Raw genomic sequence first — 22,144 nt, forward strand, 5'->3', positions numbered from 1 at the left:
TTATAATGGCTCCCATAGTCAAAAGCACTTATTTAAGGAATAACCATTATGTCTCGTGTACTAGCTCTAAAATCAAGCATCCTTGGCGATTACTCTCAATCAAACAAACTGGTTGAAGACTTCATCAAAAATGTGGACCAAGACAAGCTAACTGTTCGTGATTTGGCTGCAAACCCATTACCAGTTTTGGACTTCGCCGTTGCCACTGCACTTCGCGCAACGGAAGATCTTTCACAAGAACAACAAGCGGTAGTCGAACTGTCGGATACGTTGATTGAAGAAGTAAAAAACGCTGATACTTTGGTTATCGCAGCGCCAATGTATAACTTTACAATTCCAACTCAGCTTAAAAACTGGATTGATTTGATTGCTCGTGCTGGCGTGACATTCAAATACACTGAAAACGGCGTCCAAGGCCTGATCGAAGGTAAGAAAGCGATTGTCATCACGACTCGCGGTGGTATCCATAAAGATTCACCAACAGACAACGTCACACCATACCTGTGTACCGTGCTAGGTTTCGTTGGTATCACAGATGTGGAATTTGTTTATGCGGAAGCGCTAAACATGGGTGAAGATTTCGCTGCGAAAGGCATTTCTGAAGCGCAGAGCCAACTTGCAGCGATAGCGTAAATTGGCCAAGCTAGATAGAAGAATGTAAATAACAAGGGATTGGTTCGCGCCAATCCCTTGTCGATCAAAATACCCTAATCGTGTTTAGAAATTATCTTATTTCTCCCAGAGCGATTCACTTTCTCTAAGTTGTGTAGCGCTTCGTGATAGAGCTTTTCCAAAGACTGCTCAGCTTCGTTTATCATATTCTCAATCATCGCATCAAACGCGACATCACTCGGAATTTCGAGATCGTCTCCAACGTCAACCTCAAGAGAATTGACGTACAACACTAACCATTCATCACTCTCTAAATGTCCTTCCCCGTGGACGACAAAAAAGCGCTTGGCAAATTCATCGTTGGTACAGTTTATCGCCTCAATTTGAATATTGAATGAGGAGTCGATACTCATGGTGCTCATGCCATCCGATTCATCAGATGCATCACAAACAGCCTTAACTTTGGCACGATACACGAAGGTTCGCGTTGAAAGCAGCATTGTATTATTCATCATTACTCATAATGGGCGATAAAGAAGTCAGTTGCAAATCCGACCTATATGCATCTTACGATGCTCTAAAACTCGAACTGGAAGTAAATTGTATTGTAGTTGCTTCCGCCTTTAATGCGCCCAAACTGGGACGCACTTTCGAAAATTGCTGAGCGGTGATGCAATGAATAACCCACCCACATATTTTCCCAGTTTTTTTGGTTGAATAAGTCACCTATATTTACATCAAACGAGAAGTCTAAGTAGTTCAGTAGCTTACTTGGTGTATAACCCTTGTCTTCCATTTCGGTTCCTTCGATGTAGGTAATGTTGTCGACGTATGACATACCTTCCGCAACACCAAATCGCCAAGTCGTTGGCCAATTAACGGTATAATAAGCCTTAATCGCCATCACGTATTCTGTGCTCGCGGACTGAACACTGGACGACCAGTGATGAACCAAACCTGGCGTTAAATAAATATCAAGAGGAAAACCAAACAACTCGTCCGTTAGCGGGTGCCCATAAAATAATGAAGTAAGTTGATTGTCGTATGGGTCTTTTTCTCTCTCAAAGCTAAATATTTCACCAATATTTGAAGGCGTCGCCCAACCATGCGCGATACGTAGGTATGGTTTATTGCTCAGTGTTGATTTCGGAGCTTTGCCTTTATCGTTGAAAAAGCCAAAACCGACAAACACTTCACCTTGATATCGGTCCTCTACAAGCTGGCTGTTGTAGGCATTATCATCTAAGCGAGTGACACTCGTCTCCCCCAATAAATACAAGTTGGAAGTCACATGATAACGCGCTTTGATGCCGAGGTTGGCGTCAAGTCCTGCTCCAATTCTTTCCCCAGTAACATCTTTAAACGCATAATATTCACTGTTGAAGTCAGCGTCTTTGTATCGAATCGTGATAGATGGCTCTAACTCCCAATCACCAAACGCATAATTAGCGGCAAGGCGATAATTAGAGTGAAACTGGAGTTCATCGTCCGTCATTAGTTCTACTTCCGCGCGCCAGTTGTCGTTAATGCTATAACGAACTTGACCACCAAAGTCGACTCTGTCCCCTTCATTGGCATTTTGTAGCGACATGGGAATATCAACAAATCTCAATCGCATGATCGCACTCGCGCGCCAGTCAGAATCACTCTCGTCATACAGAAAAACGCCGCCTTCAATGCCATTAATATACAAATGCTCGTTTTCAAAGAACATCATTGGTACAAATGTACTCACCGTCGAGTCATTATCGGCGGTATAAAACGAGATCGATGCGGTGCGATACATCGCTGCAATTCCCCACGTTTGCTCTTCTACACCATACGCAGAAGAAGCCATCGCAGCTAAAGGCAAAGTGAGTGTTGTTAGAATTAATCTCTTCATGAGTTCGAAAAATGTTGGTTGAGAAGCAGGCAAACATCAATGATTTGCCATTTAAAGCTTATGTTCTTCTGATGATAGCCGTTACAATGACAAATGTTGTCATCCTCGTGACAGTTTGAGTCCCAAGATTATATTAATATTGCACGACTAGATGAGCTTATTTGTGAATATTTTACTATCGTAACAAGCTCTTAAAACTCTAGCTTAGTTCTAAATCAAACATAATGAAGTAAAAAGTGAAAGCATCAGAACTTATCTCTACCTTGAATCATTTACCCGCAGACACGGACCCAGACATTGTGATGGGAGAAGCATGGCTGCCTGAAAGGTTGATAGGGACTCAACTTGATGGTGACATGTTATTTTTGCACTTTGATAATGCTCCAGAAGATGGTCAGGGAGACGAAGAGGGACGCGGCTTCGTCGAGCACGAAATAGATCTAATCAGAACGCGACTTCAGCAGATTTTGGATGAAGACAGTGATAACGCGTCAAAAGCCGATGCTATGCTAGGTTTATTCCTTATGGGACATGAACTTAGCAGTTCACAAGTTATCGAAATATTAGAAGAAGAAGCTGACACATAAGGAGCCGTTTTGCCAGCATTGATGAATACGACTGAAACATCTTCACTTCCTCTTATCGTTGCAGGTCCGATTTTGCGCAAAGTGACCGCAACTGAAATCAATATTTGGCTAGTCACCACCCAACGCTTGGAGGGTATGGTGCAAATTACGGATGAAAACGCCTCCGTCCTTCATCAAGCCCCCTTAAGTGAGCAAAAAGAACAGCTTCAAATCGGTCTCAATGCGTGGTGCTGTTTGTTGCAATTAAAGGGCGAGTTTCCGACCCATCAAACGTTACACTATCAAATACAAACGCAACACGGTTTAGTAACGGAACTGCTTCCTCATCTGACTTATGAACGAGATAACTGTCCAAATTTGGGCGTTGAGTTCCTAATCAACGAAAAAGCAGATTATGTTCTGCATGGCTCGTGCCGGAATCCCCACCACTTCAGTAAAGATACATTGGTCGCTGCGGATCATAAAATCGCATCTCAAACCATCGAAGAAAGACCAGATATGCTCATCATGAGTGGTGACCAAATCTACGCAGACCATGTTGCAGGCCCTACTCTGGACGCCATCGAACAAGTCATTGCCCTACTCGGTTTACCGGGCGAAGAATTCGAGCAAGCGCCGATAAAAAATACCAATGCCCTCTACCAGCACTCAGCTTGTTATTATGGTCGGGACAAATTGTTGCCTCATTATGTGAATGATGGCAGTTTACTGAGTACGTTTTTCCCGCACAGAGGGACGCCAATATTCAGCGCCAAAGAGTGTGAAAACCATCTAATAAGCTTTGCCGAATGCTTTGCAATGTACTTATTGGTTTGGTCTCCAACCTTATGGAAGCTTATTCGGACAGATCGCTTATTAGAAAATGAGTTTACTGTCGGCGGAGCAACTCTCGAACCCAAATGGCAACAGCAATGGCGCGAAGAAAAAGTTCAAATTGATAAATTCGTCGCAGGTCTGGACAAGGTTCAACGCTTACTCGCTCACATTCCAACCTACATGATCTTTGATGATCACGATGTCACCGACGATTGGAACCTTACCATAGGCTGGGAACAAGCCGCGTACAGCAACGCCTTTGCGAAACGTATTATCGGGAACAGCCTGATTGCCTACTGGCTCTGCCAAGGGTGGGGAAACGCGCCAGAAAAATTCAATGATGAGTTTATGAGTATCGCTCAACGCTTTTTCAACGAGCGTTCCTCACAAACTCAAGATGCATTTATTCAATATTTGTATCGCTTTGAGAATTGGCATTACACCATTCCGACGACGCCAAAAGTTGTCGTGCTAGATACGCGAACCAGACGCTGGCGTTCTGAGTCTAAAATGAACAAGCCCTCTGGGTTAATGGACTGGGAAGCAATGATTGAGTTCCACCAAGAACTTGTTCATCAAGACAAAGTTATCATTGTTTCTGCCGCGCCAATGTTCGGAGTGAAGTTTATCGAAGCACTGCAGCGAGTAGTGACGATGCTTGGTAAACCATTGATGGTCGATGCTGAAAACTGGATGGCGCACCCCGGAAGTGCGAATACGCTTATTAGTATTTTTACACATACTAAGACGCCGACCAATTTCGTTATTCTCTCTGGCGACGTGCACTACTCTTTTGCATACGACATTAAACTTCGCTACCGAAAAAATAGTCCGAATATCTATCAAATCACCTGTAGCGGGATTAAAAATCAGTTCCCAACCCAATTGCTCAATATTTGTGATGGTCTAGATAGGCTTCTATATAGCCCTCGTTCGCCTTTAAACTGGTTCACAAAACGTAAGCGGCTAAAGATCTACAAACGCGCACCAAGTTCGCACAATTTTTATCGCTTAGTTAACCACAGCGCCATTGGTGAGCTGCGTCTTGATGACGAAGGAAAGCCGAGCCAAATTAGCATTCTAACGAGCGATGGTGAAGAGGTACATTTTCCACCAACTCGTGCAGAAGGCTAAATCTCGCTCCCAAAATGACTTGCCCTTTCTTGAAGGCAAGTCATTTTGACTGAACTTAAAAGTACGAGGGATTTGGGTAGATGAGCAAAGCTCTATACTGTCAACGGCGTGCTAAATTTGATACCACACCTTGAGATCTACCGTATTTATGACCATGTTAACCAAATAAACAATAGCTCGGTGTTCAATATGTTTAACTCTCTTACCTCATTATTTAAACAGCTCATTGAAGGCTCTGATTTAAGCCAAACCAACACACTCTCTCCGAATATGGCTATCGCGTGCTTGCTGTGTGAAGTATCTGGCGCAGACCATAACGTCGATGATAAAGAGCAAGAAACAAAGCGTTCATTATTGATGAAGCTTCTGTCATTAAATGAAGAAGAATCAAATGCTTTGTTAGAACAAGCGCAACAGAAAATAAAAGACTCCGCGTCTCTGTACGATTTTACTTCTCAACTGAGGGAATTGACTCAAGAAACGCGCTACAACTTAATCAAAAGCATGTGGGAAGTGGCTTATGCCGATGGCGAAATTGATCCACTAGAAGATGCAGTGATCCGCAAAACAGCAGAACTACTCTACGTTGATCACAGTGAGTTCATTCGAGCAAAGTTGCAATCTCAGTAAGGCAACAAGGTAAACATGTAAGTCGCGCAAGCTATTTCAAGTCTACCGTGAAATGATGTCGAAGATGAGTTTTATAGCCATAAAAAAACGCGCATTACGCGCGTTTTTTTCGATAAGCCAACGACATTGTTATTAAAATACTGGTAAAGATATGAATGTGTTTAACGAGCTCTACACTAAACAGATTCCATGACAAAACAACAATGGTTGAATGACGATTTGATTACAAGTTTGCCTATCTATAGCGGACTATTAAAGCATAGTCAGAGCAAGCTTCGCTAAATTGTACGCATCCACATAACCAGAATGTTGGCGCCCTTCCCAATCAATGCCTTTTGCTTCTTGAGCGGCTCGGTGACCAATACGTTTATCCTTAAGACGATTTTGAATGCGATAAAGCGTTGCTAAGTTGATGAACTCCGTAAACGGTGCTTCAATACCTTTTTGCTTACACTCTTCAAGCAGGATGAGGTCATCTCGGCCCCATGATGCATAAATCTTGTTTCGACCACCAAAGTTCTTAACCATGGATTTAAGCACTTCTTCTAATGGGCGTCCTTGTTTTTCAATTTTACGCGGCGTAATACCTGTTAGATCTGCACAAAACAGCGAAACTTCATCATGTTCAGGTTTTACGTAGTATTGAGCTCGCTTGACTATCTCGCCTCTAGACAAATCTATTTCAGCCAACCCAACTTCGATAATTTCACCCGTGCTGCCGACACCATTTTCGTTCCAGCAACACATTTCTAAATCGAAGCATACAATACGGTTATGGTTCATAGTTTGTCTTGATTCCTAACATAAAATTTTAAAGCGTGGGATTCTACCGTAACACGGTGTAAAACTCGAATTTGCGCGCCCATTTAATCGCCAATCGACACATTATTACGACCGTTTTTTTTACTCAAATAAAGTTGATTATCCATTTTGTGATACAAGCTTTCAGGATCTTCATCTTTATGGACAGCCGCGCCGATACTTAACGTGCAAATGATTGAGGCATCGCCATAGTCAAAAGCCGTACTTGCCACGATGCTCCGCAACTTTTCCAGATAAGCTTCCAGTACTTCTTTATCAATGACTTTAGAAATAATACAGAACTCATCACCACCGGCACGATAAAATCGGTCTCCAGGCTTTAGATTCGCACTAACTAGCTTAGTCACATGCTGCAATGCTTCATCGCCCCCTAAATGACCGTGCTTGTCATTGATAACTTTGAAGTGGTCGATATCAAAACCAACCAATGCGAAGCTAACACCTTTGTTTATCTGGCTAAGCAAATGATCGTTAAACGCTCGGCGATTAAGTAACTGAGTTAGAGGGTCACGCTCAGCCATCCTTTTTAATTCGACGGTTTTAAGCTCTAACATGACCGCCAAGCGCTCTTTTTCTCGTGACTGCAAATTCACAATCCAACTAATCAAAAAGGCGATTACCAACCCGGCTAATGTCGTGCCCGCTAAAATAGAACGCTCCCAAGCAGAGACGGCATCAGAAAGTTTAAAATCAATCCGCCACTCACGATTAGGCAGTTGAATGGTACGGCTTATAACCGTTCCTCGAATGTTATCCCAGTTTGAACTTTGGAAGAGAACGGGATCATCTGATGCGTCAAAGCCTAGGTCTTCTACGCGCACCGACATATCTAGCTCGGTCGCGGTTTTCGTGATCAAATCCTCAAAGTAAACCGTACTTCGAATCACCCCTGTCACTACACCTAATAAATGTTGGTTCTCGAAGTCAAACACTGGATGGAACACTAGCAGCCCAGTTTTAGGAATGGACTTGTCATACCCATCTTGCAATAAGCGAACTTTATCCGAGACATTCGCTCGCCCATTTGTGGATATATCATCCAAGATGAGATCGAAGCGTTTACGTGAAAAATAGAAACCTAATAGAGAAAGGTTTTCTGGTGTTCTTGGATAAATATCCGATGCGATAAAAATTGGCTCTTTGTGTTCAAAAATGTATCCGTAGGTTTTAGGGCCATCTTTAGGAACGGTAAACGGTTGGAAATCAGGAAATGTTTGACGGGTCTTTAAAATATGCTCATCAAGGTCTTCGAATTCGACCTTTTGCATCCATTGAAGTCCAATTAGACTTCGCGAGCTATTGATTACTTGTTCCGCATACATTGGGAACGAAGACCAATAGGTGCGTTCAATCGAATGAAAAAAGTTTGCACCTGCACCAATGAACTTTAAATCATTTTCGACGTTCGCTTTCAGTGATTCTGCTTGTCGGTCAGCTAAAGTATCAAACGTCGTCTGCGTATACCGTTGCTGCATCGTATAAGCAGCACCGACCACACCAGCAGTGACACACAACGTCGCTGCAAAAGCTAGAATAGAGTCTGAATGTCGTTTGATAACGCTCTTGTGAGCGGTGCTTTGTGTCATATCGTAGTTTTGATACTTCCGTAAGTTAAACTTCGGGATCTATTGAAATACTGCGTTAGCAACGCACAAACATCAAGCAACAACCTATGCTGGACAGTCCGATCGTCGATTTTTCACGCTGTTCGTACGGTATAGTCACGAATTATTACAGCCTTAAGCCTTGAATATGCTACCATCCGTCATCATTTTAATGTCTAAACTTGGTGCAAGATCGCAAAGACGATCGTTTTAGTGAACACATATGAGCCAATACTGAGCACCAATAATCAATAGAAAGAGAAAAAACGTCATGAACATTGATTTGAACCTAATTCCTCAAACGTTCGATATGCTTCACGCTGGCCTAACCGCATCGAGCGTTTTGCTTCTTTTAGTCGCGGTCTCTCGCAAATCAAAAGTGGTTGAGAAAGTCGTAGAAAAACCGGTCGAGAAAATCGTCGAAGTTGAGAAGCCAGTTGAGAAGATCGTCGAAGTAGAAAAAGTCGTTGAAGTTGAGAAAGTCGTTGAAAAAGTGGTTGAAGTTGAATCGAAACTTGCAACAGCATCAACAGACTCTGCAATGCAGCTGCTTTCTATCATGCAGCAAGAAGCTCGTCTGATCGACTTCCTACAAGAAGACCTAACGTCATTCTCTGATGAAGAAGTAGGCGCAGCAGCTCGCGTAATTCATACTGGCGGTCAAAAAGTATTGAACGATTACGTAACACTTGCGCACGTTCGCAACGAAGACGAAGAAACTCGTATTACGGTTGAAGAAGGCTTCAACCCACAAGAAATCCGCCTAACTGGTAACGTGACAGGCAGCGCGCCGTTCCACGGCACTCTAGTTCACAAAGGTTGGAAGGCAACGTCTATGAACCTGCCTAAACTGGCTGAAAACTACGATGCATCTGTGATTGCTCCAGCCGAGGTTGAGCTGTAATGGAACACATGAACCAAGAAAACCATTCTCAAGAAGCGTCTGTTGAAACTCAACAGACGCCTAAATTCAGTGTTGGTATCGACTTAGGTACAACACACTGTGTCATGTCTTTTGTTGATACGCACGACGAAGACGCTCGCGTAGAAGTAATGCCTATCCCGCAGCTGACTGCGCCGGGTACGGTAGAGACTCGTAGCCAATTAGGCTCTTTCCTATACCAACCACACGAACACGAAATGAACCCGCAATCACGCGTTCTTCCGTGGTCGAGTGAGCCAAAAGCTCTGGTTGGTGCTATCGCGCGTAACCTAGGTTCAAAAACACCGATTCGCCTTGTTGCAAGTGCGAAATCTTGGCTTTGCCATGCAGGTGTGAATCGTCGTGATTCCTTCCTGCCAGCAGGTAGCCCTGAAGAAGTGGAGAAAGTATCCCCTCTTCGCGCGACAGAGCTTTACCTAGAGCACCTAAAAGACGCTTGGAATCACACCAATCCAAATCACAACCTTGCCGATCAAGACGTAACTATTACGGTTCCTGCTTCTTTCGATCCTGCTGCTCGTGATCTAACAGCCGAAGCAGCACGCAACGTTGGTTTTGTGCACCTAACGCTTCTAGAAGAGCCACAAGCTGCACTTTACAACTGGATTGATAACAGCAACGACAAATGGCGCGACGAAGTTGAAGTTGGCGACATCGTGCTTGTGGTCGATATCGGTGGTGGTACAACTGACCTTTCTTTGGTTGAAGTAACTGAAGACGACGGCAACCTAACTTTGAACCGCATCGCGGTAGGTGAACACATCCTACTTGGCGGTGACAACATGGACCTTGCACTTGCGTACCGCTTGAAGATGAAGCTAGCGCAAGAAGGCAAAGAGCTACAGCCATGGCAAGTTCAAGCGATGACGCACGCATGTCGCGATGCGAAAGAAGCGCTATTGAACGACAGCGAACTGCAGTCAGTGCCAATCGTGGTACCAAGCCGTGGTTCTAAACTGCTTGGCGCAACACTGAAAACAGAACTAACTCAAGAAGAAGTACAACAAACATTGGTTGACGGTTTCTTCCCTCAAGTTGCGATTACGGACCACCCTGTTCAACGTAACCGTGGTGCACTAACGCAAATGGGTCTGCCTTACGCACAAGATGCGGGTATTACTCGCCACATTGCAGCATTCTTGTCTAAGCAAGCACACGCGCAAAGCGGTGGTGAATCAGCGCAAGCTCAAGATTTCAACCCATTTGCAAACATGCCAGGTATGCCAGGTATGCCAGGGGCGGATGCTGCGCAATCGGCTGACTTCATCAAACCAACGGCAATCCTATTCAACGGTGGTGTGCTGAAATCGAAACTTCTAGCCAGTCGTCTAGAAGACACGATCAACGAATGGCTAATTGAAGCAGACGCAGAAATGGCGAAACGCCTAACAGGTGTGGATCTAGACCTTGCAGTTGCTAGCGGTGCGGCTTACTACGGCTCTGTACGTCGTGGCCAAGGTGTTCGTATCCGTGGCGGTATTGCTTCGGCGTACTACGTGGGTATCGAAAGTGCGATGCCTGCGATTCCGGGCATGGCACCTCCAATGGAAGCACTGTGTGTAGCACCATTTGGTATGGAAGAAGGCTCAAGCGTTGACGTACCAAGCCAAGAGTTTGGTTTGATCATCGGTCAGCCAGTTAACTTCCAATTCTTCGGCTCAACCGTTCGTCGTGACGACCTAGCAGGTACTCACCTTGACTACTGGGCACCAGAAGAGCTTGAAGAGCTACCAGAAATCCAAGTAACGCTGCCTGTATCAGAAGGTCGTCGTGAAGGTGAAGTGGTTCCAGTTACCCTAGCTTCTCGCGTAACAGAGCTTGGTACGCTTTACTTAGAAGCCATTGCCGCTGATAACGGGCAAAAATGGCATGTTGAGTTCGATGTGCGCGAAGACGCGAAAAGTGACTCAAACGAAGAACAATAATTAGAAGTCAAACGGCATCCAATCGGGTGCCGTTTTTAAATACACGAAGGTTTGGTTTTGTATGGCATCTCCTCGTTTCCTTGTTGGTATTGACCTCGGCACCACAAACACTGTGGTGGCCTACTGTGAAATCACCGACAACCTTGAACAATCCGAAGTATCCCTATTTGACATCGACCAACTGATTGGTCCGGGCGAAGTCGTTCGTAAACCACTTCTGCCCTCTTTCCGCTATCATCCAGCTGTAGGTCAAATCTCCCATTCTGACCTCACTCTTCCTTGGGACAACGAACCTGTTGCTGGCGACATTAACAATGTCATCGTGGGTGAATGGGCTCGTGAATTAGGCGCGAAGGTGGAAGGACGTCAGGTATCCAGTGCAAAAAGCTGGCTATCGCACCAAGCAGTGGATCGTAGCTCAGACATTCTCCCTTGGGCTGGCGCGCAAGACGTAGATAAAGTCTCGCCCGTCATTGCCAGCGCAAGCTACCTTAACCACATTCGTCAAGCATGGAACTACCGACATCCTAGTAACAAGCTAGAAGACCAAGATGTGGTTGTGACCGTTCCAGCATCGTTCGATGAAACCGCTCGTAAGCTCACGCTTGAAGCCGCAGAGTTGGCAGGTTTAAAGAAAATCGTCCTGCTCGAAGAGCCACAAGCCGTATGTTACGACTGGTACGCACGCCATCAGAAAACCGCAGCTGATGAGCTCAAAGAGTTACCGCTGATTCTGGTGTGCGATGTGGGCGGTGGTACCACCGACTTAAGCTTGATTGAAGCAAGTTTCTCTTCTCAAGATGAGCTAGCCCTTGATCGTATTGGCGTTGGCGAACACTTGATGCTGGGTGGTGATAACCTCGACTTAGCATTAGCACACCTTGCAGAAAGCCGCTTCAATCAAAGTAAGAAGCTCACTGCAGCAAGCCTAACAAAGCTAATTCAGCAAACACGTAAAGCGAAAGAGAACTTGCTTTCAGCGAGCGCACCTGACGAAGTGAAGATCACCATGTTAGGTAGCGGCTCTAAGCTACTTGGGGGCACAAAGAGTATTGCTCTAAGCAAACAAGAAGTGCACCAAATCGCATTAGATGGCTTCTTCCCGCTTTCTGATTTCAGTGAAGTACCAGACAAACGCCGCAGCGCGGTTGTCGAGTTTGGCCTTCCATACGTTGCTGACCCAGCAGTGAGCAAGCACGTTGCCGAGTTCTTAACTCAGCACCAGCAAGTCGCTCGTGCCGCTCTTGGCATTGAAGACGATAAACAAAATGCCATTCCAGTCGGTTTGCTACTCAACGGTGGCGTGTTTAACAGTGATCTGGTGACTGAACGTGTCACCGCCCTACTTTCTGACTGGCGCGGCGCACCAGTTACGGTATTAGATAACCCACATCCAGATTGGTCTGTTGCATTAGGTGCTGTAGCATTTGGTAAAGCACGTCGTGGCGCACAACTGAAAATTGGTGGTGGTGCAGCGCGTTCTTACTTCTTGCATCTTCAAGAAAAGAACAAAATGGGCAAAGCGCTCTGTTTGCTTGCAAAAGGTACAGAAGAAGGTCACGAGATCCGTTTAAGCGGTCGTCGTTTCTCGCTCACTCTTGGAGAGCCAGTCCGCTTTAACCTGCTGACTTCTACCCACGATACCTTAACCAATAACACCGCCATCCAAAATGGCGTGATGGTTGATGTTGACCCAGACTTGTTCGCGCCTCTACCGCCTTATATCACCACCCTTGAAGGTGAAGGTGCCGAACTGCAAGCCAACCAGAAAGAGCGTGTCGAAGTGCAACTGGCGTGTCAGTTGACCGAAGTCGGCACGCTTAAGATGGAATGTGTCAGCGCTGAGGACGACAACAAACGTTGGGAACTCGAATTTGAAGTCCGTAACAAGCAAACCGATGACAGCGAGCAAGTTAAGCTTCACCCTAAACTGAACGAATGTAAGGAGCTGATCGCTCGCCTTTACAGCGGCAATAAGAAAAGCGCGGAAAGCAAAGAGATCAAAACCTTAGCCAAAGATCTTGAGAAGAAACTTGGCAAGCGCGACGAATGGGATTTCACGACCCTACGTCAACTGTTCGATACCTTTGCACAAGGTCGTAAGCGTCGCCGTCGTTCTGAACAACACGAGAAAAACTGGCTTCGTTTGGCTGGCTTTGCGTTGCGTCCGGGCTTTGGCGATCCAACCGACTCATGGCGTATTGAGCAAGTTTGGGGACTGTATCAACAAAATATTCAGTTCAAAAACCATCAAGGCTGGACAGACTGGTGGGTATTCTGGCGACGTATCGCGGGCGGTCTAAGCCAAGAACAACAAGAAACCATTTTGGCAGACATCGCAAAATATCTGCATCCCGGTGCGATGAAAAACCCACAATCCACCAAAGCGGCACAAGACATGGGTTACGAATCCATGGTGCGTCTTTCAGCCTCGCTAGAGCATCTAGAAGTGGAAGATAAAGTTCTATTAGCAACGTGGTTCTTGAGTAAAGCGATCAACCAAAACCAGTTTGAACAAGCGCACTGGTGGGCGATGGGACGTTTGGCTTCTCGCACACCACTTTATGGCAGCCAGCACAACGTCATTCCTCGTGAACAAGCAGAACAGTGGTTGCCTAAGTTGTTAGAGCAGAACTGGCAGAAAGAGCCAATGATCGCTTTCGCAGCCGTAATGATTTGTCGTAAGACGGGGGACCGCCTGTTTGATATTTCTGACGATTACCGAGAGCAAGTTCTAACGAAGCTGAAACAAAGTAAAGTGCCCGAATCTTGGGTATCACTAGTTAAAGAAGTGAAAGAGCTTTCAGAAAGCGAATCAAAACGCGTCTTCGGTGATGCTTTACCAAGCGGTTTAACGCTGGTTCATCATTAAATCCACTCTACACAAGAAGACGAGTTAGACGTACAAAGCCCTTCCGACGAAGGGCTTTGTTGTATCGCGTTCTTTTGGTTTTGATCGTGTACAACGCGCTAATTCATTTCTGTCGTAATCACTACATCGCGCGTTTCGTTATCCATATCGCTAATACCGACCACCGACACTTCTCTGTCCGATAGAGTTTCAATTAAGCTGTCTTCTAATCCGCCATCAGCCAGCCAAGTATAAAATTTATCCGCAATACGCTCCGAACCTTCCCCGACAAACGTTAATGTGACCTTCTTCATTTGTGACACTCCATCAATTTACGATTCAGCCACTTAAGCGTAGTATGTTTCGCAAATATCGACATAAACTAGGACTAACTTCTTTTATGAGTATCGAAAAATTTGACGCGATTTATCAACGTGCTGCTAAGCGAAAAGGCGGAGAAGATCAGCTTGAAGCGCTATTGTCTAACCCATTAAGTAAAGAGGAATTAGCAGCGATTCCCGATGACCGTTGGCTGGCCGCTTTTTCGATGAAGGTATTCCAAAGTGGGATTTCGTGGAGCGTGGTTCGCAACAAGTGGCCGAACTTCGAAGAAGTGTTCTTCGGATTTAAGATTGAGCCGTTGTTGATGCTGTCAGACGAACAATGGGAAACCAAAGCGACCGACAAACGCATCATTCGCCACCTCACTAAAGTCATGTCGATTCCGGCCAACGCTCGCATGATCAATGAAGCAAGAATCGAATATGGCTCGTTCAGTAACATGATTGCTGAATGGCCTCGGGAAAAGATCACGGATCTATGGGGCTACTTGAAGAAGCATGGTAGTCGTCTGGGTGGAAATACAGGCCCTTACACTTTACGCCAAATGGGCGTGGACACTTTTATTCTGTCTAACGATGTCGAAGCTTATTTACGCAACTGCAAGATCATTGAAGGCGGCAAAGACACGAAAAAGTCCTTGGACTCTGCTAATAAAGCCTTTATTCAGTGGCAGCAAGAAAGTGGAAGAAGCTTGACCGAAATCAGTCAAATTATCGCGTTTAGTACTGGTGACAACCGAATTTAAACAAGCACTTTGTAGCTCTGGGGGCGAAATTCCGGCCCCCCTATAACGCATGATATTTGCACGAATCACTCTACTTTAGCTCTTACTGATATTACTACTTTCTCGATTCCTCCAAAAAATCCCTCCTTAAAGTGGCAAAATCCCCCTTCAAATCACAAAAAGTTATCATATCGACAAATTATTTTTCTTGTTCAATATTTTTATTTATCAAATATTTAATTACAAGTGCCCAGTTTTTAGGCACTAAATATTGCTGACGCTCAATTGCATTGCGCTGACAAACTGACTAGGATACACGCCCTTCCTGAGTGAACTATCAGAAACTTGATCGAGGAATTTATTCAAATTTCTCAACACTTCGTGAGCACTCACAACAATTGCACTCACTTTATAGATTTAAGGATCAACAGATCCGTTAATACAAATTCGACAGCGCAATAGAGTGCTGACTAGAACAACCATGACGCGATGTCACATGAGTGACTATTTTCGTGGTTTTGTGCTGGAAGTTATTTATTACATCAAGGCTGGTTAAAAGGATGAGCCCCTTGAACGCATTTACTGGAGGACAAGAAATGCCAAAAGGTCTAATGCTGACTGACTTAGCCATCGCTGGCTTACTATTAATTGCAGCAAAAGTAATTCGTGTACATATGCCTTTACTACAACGCATGTACATTCCATCTGCTGTATTGGCTGGGTTATTTGGTCTTATTTTTGGCCCAGCTCTGCTTAACGTATTACCTTGGACAGATACCTTTACCGCAAACGCAAGCCTCTTAACTGCTGCACTTTTTTCTGCGTTGGGTTTAGCAACAGATGTCCCGTCACCAAAAGTGGTTGCTCAACGAGCAGGCTCATTGTGGGCGTTTAACCAAATTGCATCCGTGTCGCAATGGCTGTTTGCAGCAATGTTTGGTTTAGTACTTACCACCTTCTTTTGGCCTGAGATTAATCCTGGGTTTGGCGTAACCATGTCCGCTGGATTCATGGGCGGACATGGTTCAGCATCTGTAGTCGGTGAAATCTTCACGGGACTTGGTTGGGAAGATGGCTTCACGCTCGGTTTAACGTTCGCCACAGTTGGGATCTTTATTTCAATCTCTGTGGGCATGTTAATGCTTCAGTTTGCGTTGAAAATGGGCTGGATTCGTAGCTTTACGACATTCGACAGCATGGACGAACACGAACGCAAAGGCTTAGTGAAACCTGACGATCAAGAACCTGTGATGAAAGATACGATGTCATCATTGTCAGTCGATTCTTTCGCGATTCACGCGGCGCTGGTTGTAGTGGTAACGGCTTTCTCTTATGTAGCAGCCAACTACTTATCTTCTTTCCACGATAAGGTACAAATTCCGACTTTCGTTACTGGCTTTCTAGGCGGTATGTTAGTTCGAATCATCGCTAAGCAAACCAAGGCATCTCATTACCTATGTGACGGCGCATTCAAACACGCAGCGGGTATTAGTACGGATTACCTGATCATCTTTGGTATTTCAGCGATTAAGATCACGGTTCTAGCGCAGTATTTAATGCCAATGGTAGTGCTCGCAATTGGTGGTATCGCGTTCACGCTATGGCTTATCTTTTGGGTTGCACCTCGCATCATGGGAGATGACTGGTTTGAGAAAGGCATTTTCTCTTGGGGATGGTTAACAGGTACAGTCGCTATGGGTATCGCGTTATTACGCATTGTCGACCCCAAAATGCGCAGTAAAGTGTTAGATGACTATGCTATCGCTTATGTTCCAGGCTCAATTACGGACATTTTCATCATCTCGCTTATGCCAATCGCAATGTATAACGGCATGCACTGGCAAGCGTTAGGTGTTGGTCTAACCTATATTGCCGTTGTCTTATTTATTTGGCGATTTGTGTTTAAGCGCAGCGGTCAAGCCGTCGCAAACGAGTCTTAATTGCTCATTTCGGGAGGTATTTTATCCTCCCGAATTTAACTCTCTCCCCTTATTCGATAGCCGCCTCCCACCAGCATGCAACAGATAAGCAACTTGTTTTGTATTTAAGATCTGCAAGCTTGGTCACCCCTTCCCATCCTTTTTTAATACTTGACCTACGCATTTTTATATCAAAATAGCCGCCAAACTATTCATGACTCATGGAGAAAAGGCAGTGCATCGCTCTCAAGGATTTACCCTCATTGAACTCATTGTGTGCATCATTATCCTTGGTGTCGTTAGTGTTATTGCCCTTCCTAAATTTCTTGGTCTGCAAAAAGATGCCCGAGTGGCGGTTCTATATGGCGCGAGGGAAGCGCTCATGACTGCAAACAACTTTGTGTACACTAAAGCCGTTATTCAATCTCAAGAGACGGTAGATGGCGACAAACAATATAACATTGATCTAGATAATGACGGCAATAACGACCTAATTGGTTACTTTGGATTTATTAAGAATGTCATTCCCGCAAAAGAGCTGGCAGGTTTCGACCCTCAACTCACTATCAATACTTGGTACGGGGTAGACAGCCCGGACGAACCCTATTTCCTTATCGGCTTTGCAAACAAACCTGTTGGTCCAGACCATATGTGTTATGTCGAAGTTTACTACCCAGAAACTCCAGGTGGCCAAGTCAGCTACAAAATACAAACTGACGACTGCTAGTTCCCCTAGTGAGTGAAAGTGACAGTTGCACTTTTGGTGCTTTCATCGCTTTTAGCAGAACACTGGCCCCAAAATCCATTATTAACAACTATTTCACATAATGTTGTTTCATAGTTAGCTTGCAGCGAGAAAACAAGTAATTCGCGACCGCACGCGCCCGTAATCGAAACAATCTATCGTTTTTCCGACCGCCAATAATTTGTGCTTGTAAACTCATCATTTCGCTCAATAATAGTTCTATAACAAATTCAATAATTTAAAGCGGGAGGCATGATGAGAATATTCTGGCAGTTACGTTGGTATTTCCAACAAAAGTGGAAGCATTATGTCGGATCGATTTTGCTTTTCGCTGTGATATCAACTCTACAACTTGTTCCTCCTAAAGCGGTCGGTATCATCGTTGATGGGGTCGTAGATAACACGTTAGATACAAATACGCTGATTCTGTGGCTCTTGGGACTCACTGCACTGATCTTTGCCATTTATGGATGCCGTATCTTATGGCGAATTTGGCTTTTCGGCGCAAGCTGGGAACTCGGAACCATTCTACGTAATCGTCTCTATAGGCACTTATCGACACAACCACCCCGATTTTTCGAACGTTATAAGACCGGTGATCTGATGGCGCGTGGTACTAATGATGTACGTAACATCGTAATGACAGCCGGCGAAGGGGTTTTAACGGCAGCCGATTCCTTGATCACGGGTATTGCAGTTTTAATCATCATGGTAACGCAAGTTAGCTGGAAGCTCACCGTTATGGCACTGCTTCCAATGCCGTTTCTTGCAATCATCATCTTTTTTATCGTCCGTATACTGCATCAACGTTTCCGCATTGCTCAGGAAGCCTTTTCTACCATGTCAGACATGACGCAAGAGTCACTTAACGGCGTGCGAATGTTGCGAGCTTTTGGGTTAGAGAATCAAGAACAACAGCGCTTTGACGATGTAGTCGATGATACCGGTCAGAAAAATATCGCCGTCGCTAGAGTCGACGCGAGATTTGATCCAGCTATCCAACTCACCATCGGCCTCTCTTTCCTTCTCAGTGTCGCTGCTGGTGCTTACCTTGTCGATAAGGGAGAGATCACGCTTGGTGATCTAACAGCCTTTACGATGTATTTAGGGTTAATGATATGGCCTATGCTGGCCTTCGCTTTCTTATTTAATATTTTAGAGCGAGGCTCCGCAGCATGGAATCGCCTACAAGAGATCTTTGATGAAACACCAGAGATTGTCAGTGGAAATAAACCATTAGAAGATAAACCACTGCCATTAAAAATTGATATCGATGCTTTCCACTGGTCCAGTGATTTACCACCAGCTTTAGCCGAAATAAAAATCGAACTTGAACCCGGTAAAATGTTGGGAGTAGCTGGCCCTGTCGGAAGCGGAAAATCAACCCTGCTAACGCTGCTTTTGCGTCAGCACGACCTAACAAACGGTTCAATTACATTCGGGGATGTTGAGATTAAAGATGCCCTACTTCCTCAGTGGCGCAACCGCTTTGCCGTGGTTAATCAAAGCCCGTTTCTATTCTCCAAATCTATCTTTGACAATATTGCCTTAGGAAACCCTAACGCGGGAAAGGAAGAAGTCTACAGAGCAGCAAAGTTAGCCTGTATTCATGATGATATAGAGAAGTTTCCTGAAGGCTATCAAACTGAAGTTGGCGAGAAAGGCATTACTCTCTCTGGAGGACAAAAACAACGAATTGCGATAGCACGCGCTATGTTACTAAATGCACAAGTCTTGGTATTGGATGATGCGCTTTCGGCTGTTGATGGCCGAACCGAACATCAAATCCTTAAGAATTTGGAAACACACTACCGTGATCAAGCCCTAATCGTTATTGCACACCGCCTCACCGCATTGGAAGCAGCAGACGAGATCATTGTCTTGAATCACGGCCACATTACTGAACGTGGGCAACATAGCGCTTTATTAGCGCATCAGGGATGGTACGCCGAAATGTTCGAGTATCAGAAACTAGAGCAGGCGATGGAGGAATAATGAATGAACCAGACCAGTACGTTTAAACGGTTGATGTCTTACCCATTATCTCAACCAAAGCCAATGATTAAAGGACTTGCTTTACTGTTTATCGCAGCGTTAGCTAGCGCTGGCGGCCCTTGGTTGATTCAATATTTCATTGATGAGCACATCGCTAAAGGTGACTATTCACAGAATGTTCTGATTTCGCTAGCAGTAGGTTATATCGCTCTTCAGATTGTATCGGCAACATTCCAGTATTTTCAGTCATTGCAATTTAGCATTGTCGCGGCTAACACGATCAAAACGATTCGTAAGCAAGTATTTTCTGGCGTGATTAAGCAGCCGTTATCTGCGTTTGATTACACTCCTGCGGGGAAATTGGTATCGCGAATCACCAACGATACGGAATCTCTACAGCAATTTTATGAGCTCTTGATCGCGACCGTGGTGAAAAACGTGGTCATGATTGTGGTGATGCTTGGCGTTATGTTTTTCATGAGCTGGAAACTCACACTTGTTGTGCTTGTATTGCTACCGATCGTCATCGGCTTTATGTACTTGTTTAAGCAGCTAAGTACAGAAAGCTACCGAAAGATGCGTGACCTATTGACTGATATAAATGCGAATCTGAGTGAATCCATTCAAGGGATGAGTGTCATTCAATTAATGCAACAAGAAGAGCGTTTTAATAAACAGTTCAACGAGCTAACCGCAGAGCACTTGGTGGCATCTAAACGAGTGATTCGGCTAAACGGCTATCTGCTAAGACCATTGATGGACTTGCTCGCTGGCCTCGCGTTACTTTGCTTGGTTGCGATCTTTGGTTTTAATGGTATTGAGTTGATTGGTGTGGGGGTACTGTATGCATTTATCAGTTATCTTGCGCGAGTTACTGAACCACTAATTGAGATGACTCAGCAACTTGCTCTACTTCAGCAAGCGTTAGTATCAAGCGAACGTGTTTTTGAATTGATTGATGCGAAAGAACAAACTTACGGGAACGATCATCAACCATTAAGGTCAGGTGCTATCGAACTTAAAGACCTCACATTTAGCTACGATGGTAAACAGGACGTCCTAAAAGACATTTCGTTGAGGGCCAACCACCAAGACTTTATCGCGCTTGTCGGGCATACAGGAAGCGGTAAAAGCACATTAGCGTCACTGTTAATGGGCTTTTATCCAACGCAATATGGTGAACTGCTCATCGATAGTCGTCCACTTAAAACACTAGGGAAAGACGTCCTTCGTAAAGATGTGGCAATGGTTCAGCAAGATCCGCACATTCTCCCTGCTTCAGTCAGAGAAAACATCTCTCTTAGTCGAGCGGTTGACGATACTCAAATATGGGATGCGTTAGACAAGGTAGGTTTGGCAGAGCAAATTCACCGTTATCCTAATGGGCTAGACACGCAGTTAGGTCAAGGTGAAACCAATCTATCTGCTGGACAAAAACAGCTCTTAGCGTTAGCACGTGTGCTTGTAGTAAAACCTAAAATATTGATATTAGATGAAGCAACGGCCAATATTGACTCAGGAACAGAAGCTTTAATACAAAAGAGCTTGGCAGTACTCAGACAAGACATGACACTAGTCGTTATCGCTCATCGACTTTCAACTATTTTGGATGCGGACCAAATAATTGTTCTTCATCATGGGGAGTTAGTAGAGAAAGGCACACACAAAGCACTGTTGAAACAAAATGGTCGTTATGCCCAAATGTATCAGTTACAGCAAGCAAACCGACATTTACAGCAGATTGAAGAAGAAACCAAGCAACTCGAAGAAGCGGTGTGATTTTTATACCCATGCCTTCTTTTTATTTGGTAGGCATGGGCATAATCGGCCCAACTTCAAAAGTTAGCCTGATTAGCTTCCAATTTCTTCATAATGTGAACTAATTTTCTATTTCTTACCTATTATTGACATAACCCCTCGCTATATCACGCAAGGTCGTTGTAAAATCGTACGGTACTTCAGTCTGGTGCCCTTTGCACTAGACTGTTTTTCACTTTCTAATAATGCATATTAATCTCATGACACAAGTCCATGGACAAAGATAAGTTTACTAACATCTATCGCTTGCCTGGTTCGATTCAAATTCGTATCGGTAAATGGCAAAAAACGTTCCGCGGTACCTCTGATTTGATTTTACATCAGGCGCTAATGGAGCGTAATAAGCAGTTTAAGAAGCCAGACTTTTTACCTAAAGGCTGGTGCGTCACTCCTATTGACGAAAAAGATATTACTGTCACGCACCACGGTAAATATATCCAAACCGTCATGCGCACAATGTTGGACAGAAAGGTCTCGTACAAGCGATTATTCCTATCTCGAATGAGTGCAGAAGAAGGTGAAAAAGTGCTCCACAATTACAAACTGGAGTGGGTAAGGAAACATAACCAGATCGCCAAAAAGTACAATCAAATTAAGAAGAAACAGTACATGAACTTTGCAAGAGAAGAAGAGGAAACCCTCTACCCTTCGATTCCAAAGGGTGAGTTTGACAAAACGTTATGGAACAAGCTCGTCGTATCATCGTTTGGTCCGCAGAAAAAGTACAAAAACCCACACTTTGTCCGCAAAGCCGATTTCTAAATAAACACCCCTACACTAGGGGTGTTTATTTAT

18 protein-coding genes are annotated in these 22,144 nt (G+C 44.6%); 13 read left to right on the forward strand and 5 right to left on the reverse strand.

Going from position 1 to position 22,144, the window contains the following annotated elements; all coding sequences use genetic code 11:
- Nucleotides 1-48 precede the first annotated feature (48 nt).
- Nucleotides 49-633 carry an FMN-dependent NADH-azoreductase gene (locus R2S67_RS05830; RefSeq protein ID WP_054867089.1) on the forward strand — a complete coding sequence of 195 codons (585 nt, stop codon included), beginning with the start codon at nucleotides 49-51 and terminating at the stop codon, nucleotides 631-633.
- A gap of 74 nt (nucleotides 634-707) precedes the next feature.
- On the opposite strand, the gene R2S67_RS05835 is transcribed toward R2S67_RS05830, so the two are convergent.
- Nucleotides 708-1,127 (reverse strand): hypothetical protein, encoded by a 420-nt coding sequence (locus R2S67_RS05835; protein WP_258635728.1) that lies wholly within the window; start codon nucleotides 1,125-1,127, stop codon nucleotides 708-710.
- A 62-nt stretch (nucleotides 1,128-1,189) separates the two neighbouring features.
- On the reverse strand, nucleotides 1,190-2,494 hold the full coding sequence (locus R2S67_RS05840) for a MipA/OmpV family protein (protein ID WP_301575931.1): 1,305 nt from the start codon (nucleotides 2,492-2,494) through the stop codon (nucleotides 1,190-1,192).
- 236 nt (nucleotides 2,495-2,730) lie between these two features.
- Here R2S67_RS05840 and R2S67_RS05845 point away from each other — a divergent pair, with 236 nt between their 5' ends.
- The 3 genes from R2S67_RS05845 (at nucleotide 2,731) to R2S67_RS05855 (ending at nucleotide 5,661) form a co-directional block, all read left to right on the forward strand.
- A complete protein-coding gene (locus tag R2S67_RS05845) occupies nucleotides 2,731-3,081 on the forward strand; it encodes a hypothetical protein (RefSeq protein ID WP_005377676.1) in 351 nt (116 codons plus the stop codon).
- A 9-nt stretch (nucleotides 3,082-3,090) separates the two neighbouring features.
- Complete coding sequence (locus tag R2S67_RS05850) at nucleotides 3,091-5,031, forward strand: alkaline phosphatase D family protein (protein WP_317342779.1); 1,941 nt, start codon at nucleotides 3,091-3,093, stop codon at nucleotides 5,029-5,031.
- Nucleotides 5,032-5,220: 189 nt separating this feature from the next.
- Complete coding sequence (locus tag R2S67_RS05855) at nucleotides 5,221-5,661, forward strand: TerB family tellurite resistance protein (protein WP_005394215.1); 441 nt, start codon at nucleotides 5,221-5,223, stop codon at nucleotides 5,659-5,661.
- Between the two features lie 252 nt (nucleotides 5,662-5,913).
- On the opposite strand, the gene R2S67_RS05860 is transcribed toward R2S67_RS05855, so the two are convergent.
- Nucleotides 5,914-6,444 carry a 3'-5' exonuclease gene (locus tag R2S67_RS05860; protein WP_104974131.1) on the reverse strand — a complete coding sequence of 177 codons (531 nt, stop codon included), beginning with the start codon at nucleotides 6,442-6,444 and terminating at the stop codon, nucleotides 5,914-5,916.
- An 83-nt stretch (nucleotides 6,445-6,527) separates the two neighbouring features.
- Nucleotides 6,528-8,069, reverse strand: a complete 1,542-nt coding sequence (locus R2S67_RS05865; protein WP_317342782.1) for a sensor domain-containing diguanylate cyclase — start codon at nucleotides 8,067-8,069, stop codon at nucleotides 6,528-6,530.
- 289 nt (nucleotides 8,070-8,358) lie between these two features.
- Here R2S67_RS05865 and R2S67_RS05870 point away from each other — a divergent pair, with 289 nt between their 5' ends.
- The 3 genes from R2S67_RS05870 (at nucleotide 8,359) to R2S67_RS05880 (ending at nucleotide 13,827) form a co-directional block, all read left to right on the forward strand.
- On the forward strand, nucleotides 8,359-8,991 hold the full coding sequence (locus tag R2S67_RS05870; RefSeq protein ID WP_152812185.1) for a DUF2760 domain-containing protein: 633 nt from the start codon (nucleotides 8,359-8,361) through the stop codon (nucleotides 8,989-8,991).
- Nucleotides 8,991-10,955: an Hsp70 family protein gene (locus R2S67_RS05875; RefSeq protein WP_317342783.1), complete on the forward strand. Its 1,965-nt coding sequence runs from the start codon at nucleotides 8,991-8,993 to the stop codon at nucleotides 10,953-10,955. Before R2S67_RS05870 ends, R2S67_RS05875 begins: the two co-directional genes overlap by 1 nt.
- 61 nt (nucleotides 10,956-11,016) lie before the next feature.
- Nucleotides 11,017-13,827, forward strand: a complete 2,811-nt coding sequence (locus R2S67_RS05880; RefSeq protein WP_317342784.1) for an Hsp70 family protein — start codon at nucleotides 11,017-11,019, stop codon at nucleotides 13,825-13,827.
- 98 nt (nucleotides 13,828-13,925) lie between these two features.
- On the opposite strand, the gene R2S67_RS05885 is transcribed toward R2S67_RS05880, so the two are convergent.
- Nucleotides 13,926-14,120: a hypothetical protein gene (locus tag R2S67_RS05885; RefSeq protein ID WP_005394200.1), complete on the reverse strand. Its 195-nt coding sequence runs from the start codon at nucleotides 14,118-14,120 to the stop codon at nucleotides 13,926-13,928.
- Between the two features lie 86 nt (nucleotides 14,121-14,206).
- Between R2S67_RS05885 and R2S67_RS05890 the strand changes: the two genes are divergently transcribed.
- From R2S67_RS05890 to R2S67_RS05915, 6 genes are all read left to right on the forward strand, one after another.
- A complete protein-coding gene (locus R2S67_RS05890; RefSeq protein ID WP_317342785.1) occupies nucleotides 14,207-14,893 on the forward strand; it encodes a DNA-3-methyladenine glycosylase I in 687 nt (228 codons plus the stop codon).
- Nucleotides 14,894-15,468: 575 nt separating this feature from the next.
- Entirely contained in the window at nucleotides 15,469-16,812 is a 1,344-nt protein-coding gene (locus tag R2S67_RS05895; RefSeq protein WP_047008748.1) for a sodium/glutamate symporter, read from the forward strand.
- Between the two features lie 193 nt (nucleotides 16,813-17,005).
- Nucleotides 17,006-17,518, forward strand: coding sequence for a type II secretion system protein (locus tag R2S67_RS05900; protein ID WP_065646754.1), 513 nt, complete (start codon nucleotides 17,006-17,008; stop codon nucleotides 17,516-17,518).
- A gap of 273 nt (nucleotides 17,519-17,791) precedes the next feature.
- On the forward strand, nucleotides 17,792-19,531 hold the full coding sequence (locus R2S67_RS05905; RefSeq protein WP_005394191.1) for an ABC transporter transmembrane domain-containing protein: 1,740 nt from the start codon (nucleotides 17,792-17,794) through the stop codon (nucleotides 19,529-19,531).
- A gap of 3 nt (nucleotides 19,532-19,534) precedes the next feature.
- Entirely contained in the window at nucleotides 19,535-21,310 is a 1,776-nt protein-coding gene (locus R2S67_RS05910; protein WP_124008838.1) for an ABC transporter transmembrane domain-containing protein, read from the forward strand.
- Nucleotides 21,311-21,562: 252 nt separating this feature from the next.
- Entirely contained in the window at nucleotides 21,563-22,111 is a 549-nt protein-coding gene (locus R2S67_RS05915; protein ID WP_012841863.1) for a hypothetical protein, read from the forward strand.
- The last annotated feature ends 33 nt before the right edge of the window (nucleotides 22,112-22,144 follow it).

Origin of the sequence: Vibrio sp. T13N (genome assembly GCF_032970445.1) — a bacterium.
In the GTDB taxonomy this organism is placed as follows: domain Bacteria; phylum Pseudomonadota; class Gammaproteobacteria; order Enterobacterales; family Vibrionaceae; genus Vibrio; species Vibrio diabolicus.

Bases quoted from the DNA above. Each gene is read 5' to 3' on its own strand.
- R2S67_RS05910 (WP_124008838.1), top strand. From the start codon at position 19,535: ATGAACCAGACCAGTACGTTTAAACGGTTGATGTCTTACCCATTATCT.
- R2S67_RS05895 (WP_047008748.1), top strand. From the start codon at position 15,469: ATGCCAAAAGGTCTAATGCTGACTGACTTAGCCATCGCTGGCTTACTA.
- R2S67_RS05835 (WP_258635728.1), bottom strand. From the start codon at position 1,127: ATGATGAATAATACAATGCTGCTTTCAACGCGAACCTTCGTGTATCGT.
- R2S67_RS05900 (WP_065646754.1), top strand. From the start codon at position 17,006: ATGACTCATGGAGAAAAGGCAGTGCATCGCTCTCAAGGATTTACCCTC.
- R2S67_RS05890 (WP_317342785.1), top strand. From the start codon at position 14,207: ATGAGTATCGAAAAATTTGACGCGATTTATCAACGTGCTGCTAAGCGA.
- R2S67_RS05905 (WP_005394191.1), top strand. From the start codon at position 17,792: ATGAGAATATTCTGGCAGTTACGTTGGTATTTCCAACAAAAGTGGAAG.
- R2S67_RS05830 (WP_054867089.1), top strand. From the start codon at position 49: ATGTCTCGTGTACTAGCTCTAAAATCAAGCATCCTTGGCGATTACTCT.
- R2S67_RS05915 (WP_012841863.1), top strand. From the start codon at position 21,563: ATGGACAAAGATAAGTTTACTAACATCTATCGCTTGCCTGGTTCGATT.
- R2S67_RS05840 (WP_301575931.1), bottom strand. From the start codon at position 2,494: ATGAAGAGATTAATTCTAACAACACTCACTTTGCCTTTAGCTGCGATG.
- R2S67_RS05865 (WP_317342782.1), bottom strand. From the start codon at position 8,069: ATGACACAAAGCACCGCTCACAAGAGCGTTATCAAACGACATTCAGAC.
- R2S67_RS05880 (WP_317342784.1), top strand. From the start codon at position 11,017: ATGGCATCTCCTCGTTTCCTTGTTGGTATTGACCTCGGCACCACAAAC.
- R2S67_RS05875 (WP_317342783.1), top strand. From the start codon at position 8,991: ATGGAACACATGAACCAAGAAAACCATTCTCAAGAAGCGTCTGTTGAA.
- R2S67_RS05855 (WP_005394215.1), top strand. From the start codon at position 5,221: ATGTTTAACTCTCTTACCTCATTATTTAAACAGCTCATTGAAGGCTCT.
- R2S67_RS05870 (WP_152812185.1), top strand. From the start codon at position 8,359: ATGAACATTGATTTGAACCTAATTCCTCAAACGTTCGATATGCTTCAC.
- R2S67_RS05885 (WP_005394200.1), bottom strand. From the start codon at position 14,120: ATGAAGAAGGTCACATTAACGTTTGTCGGGGAAGGTTCGGAGCGTATT.
- R2S67_RS05860 (WP_104974131.1), bottom strand. From the start codon at position 6,444: ATGAACCATAACCGTATTGTATGCTTCGATTTAGAAATGTGTTGCTGG.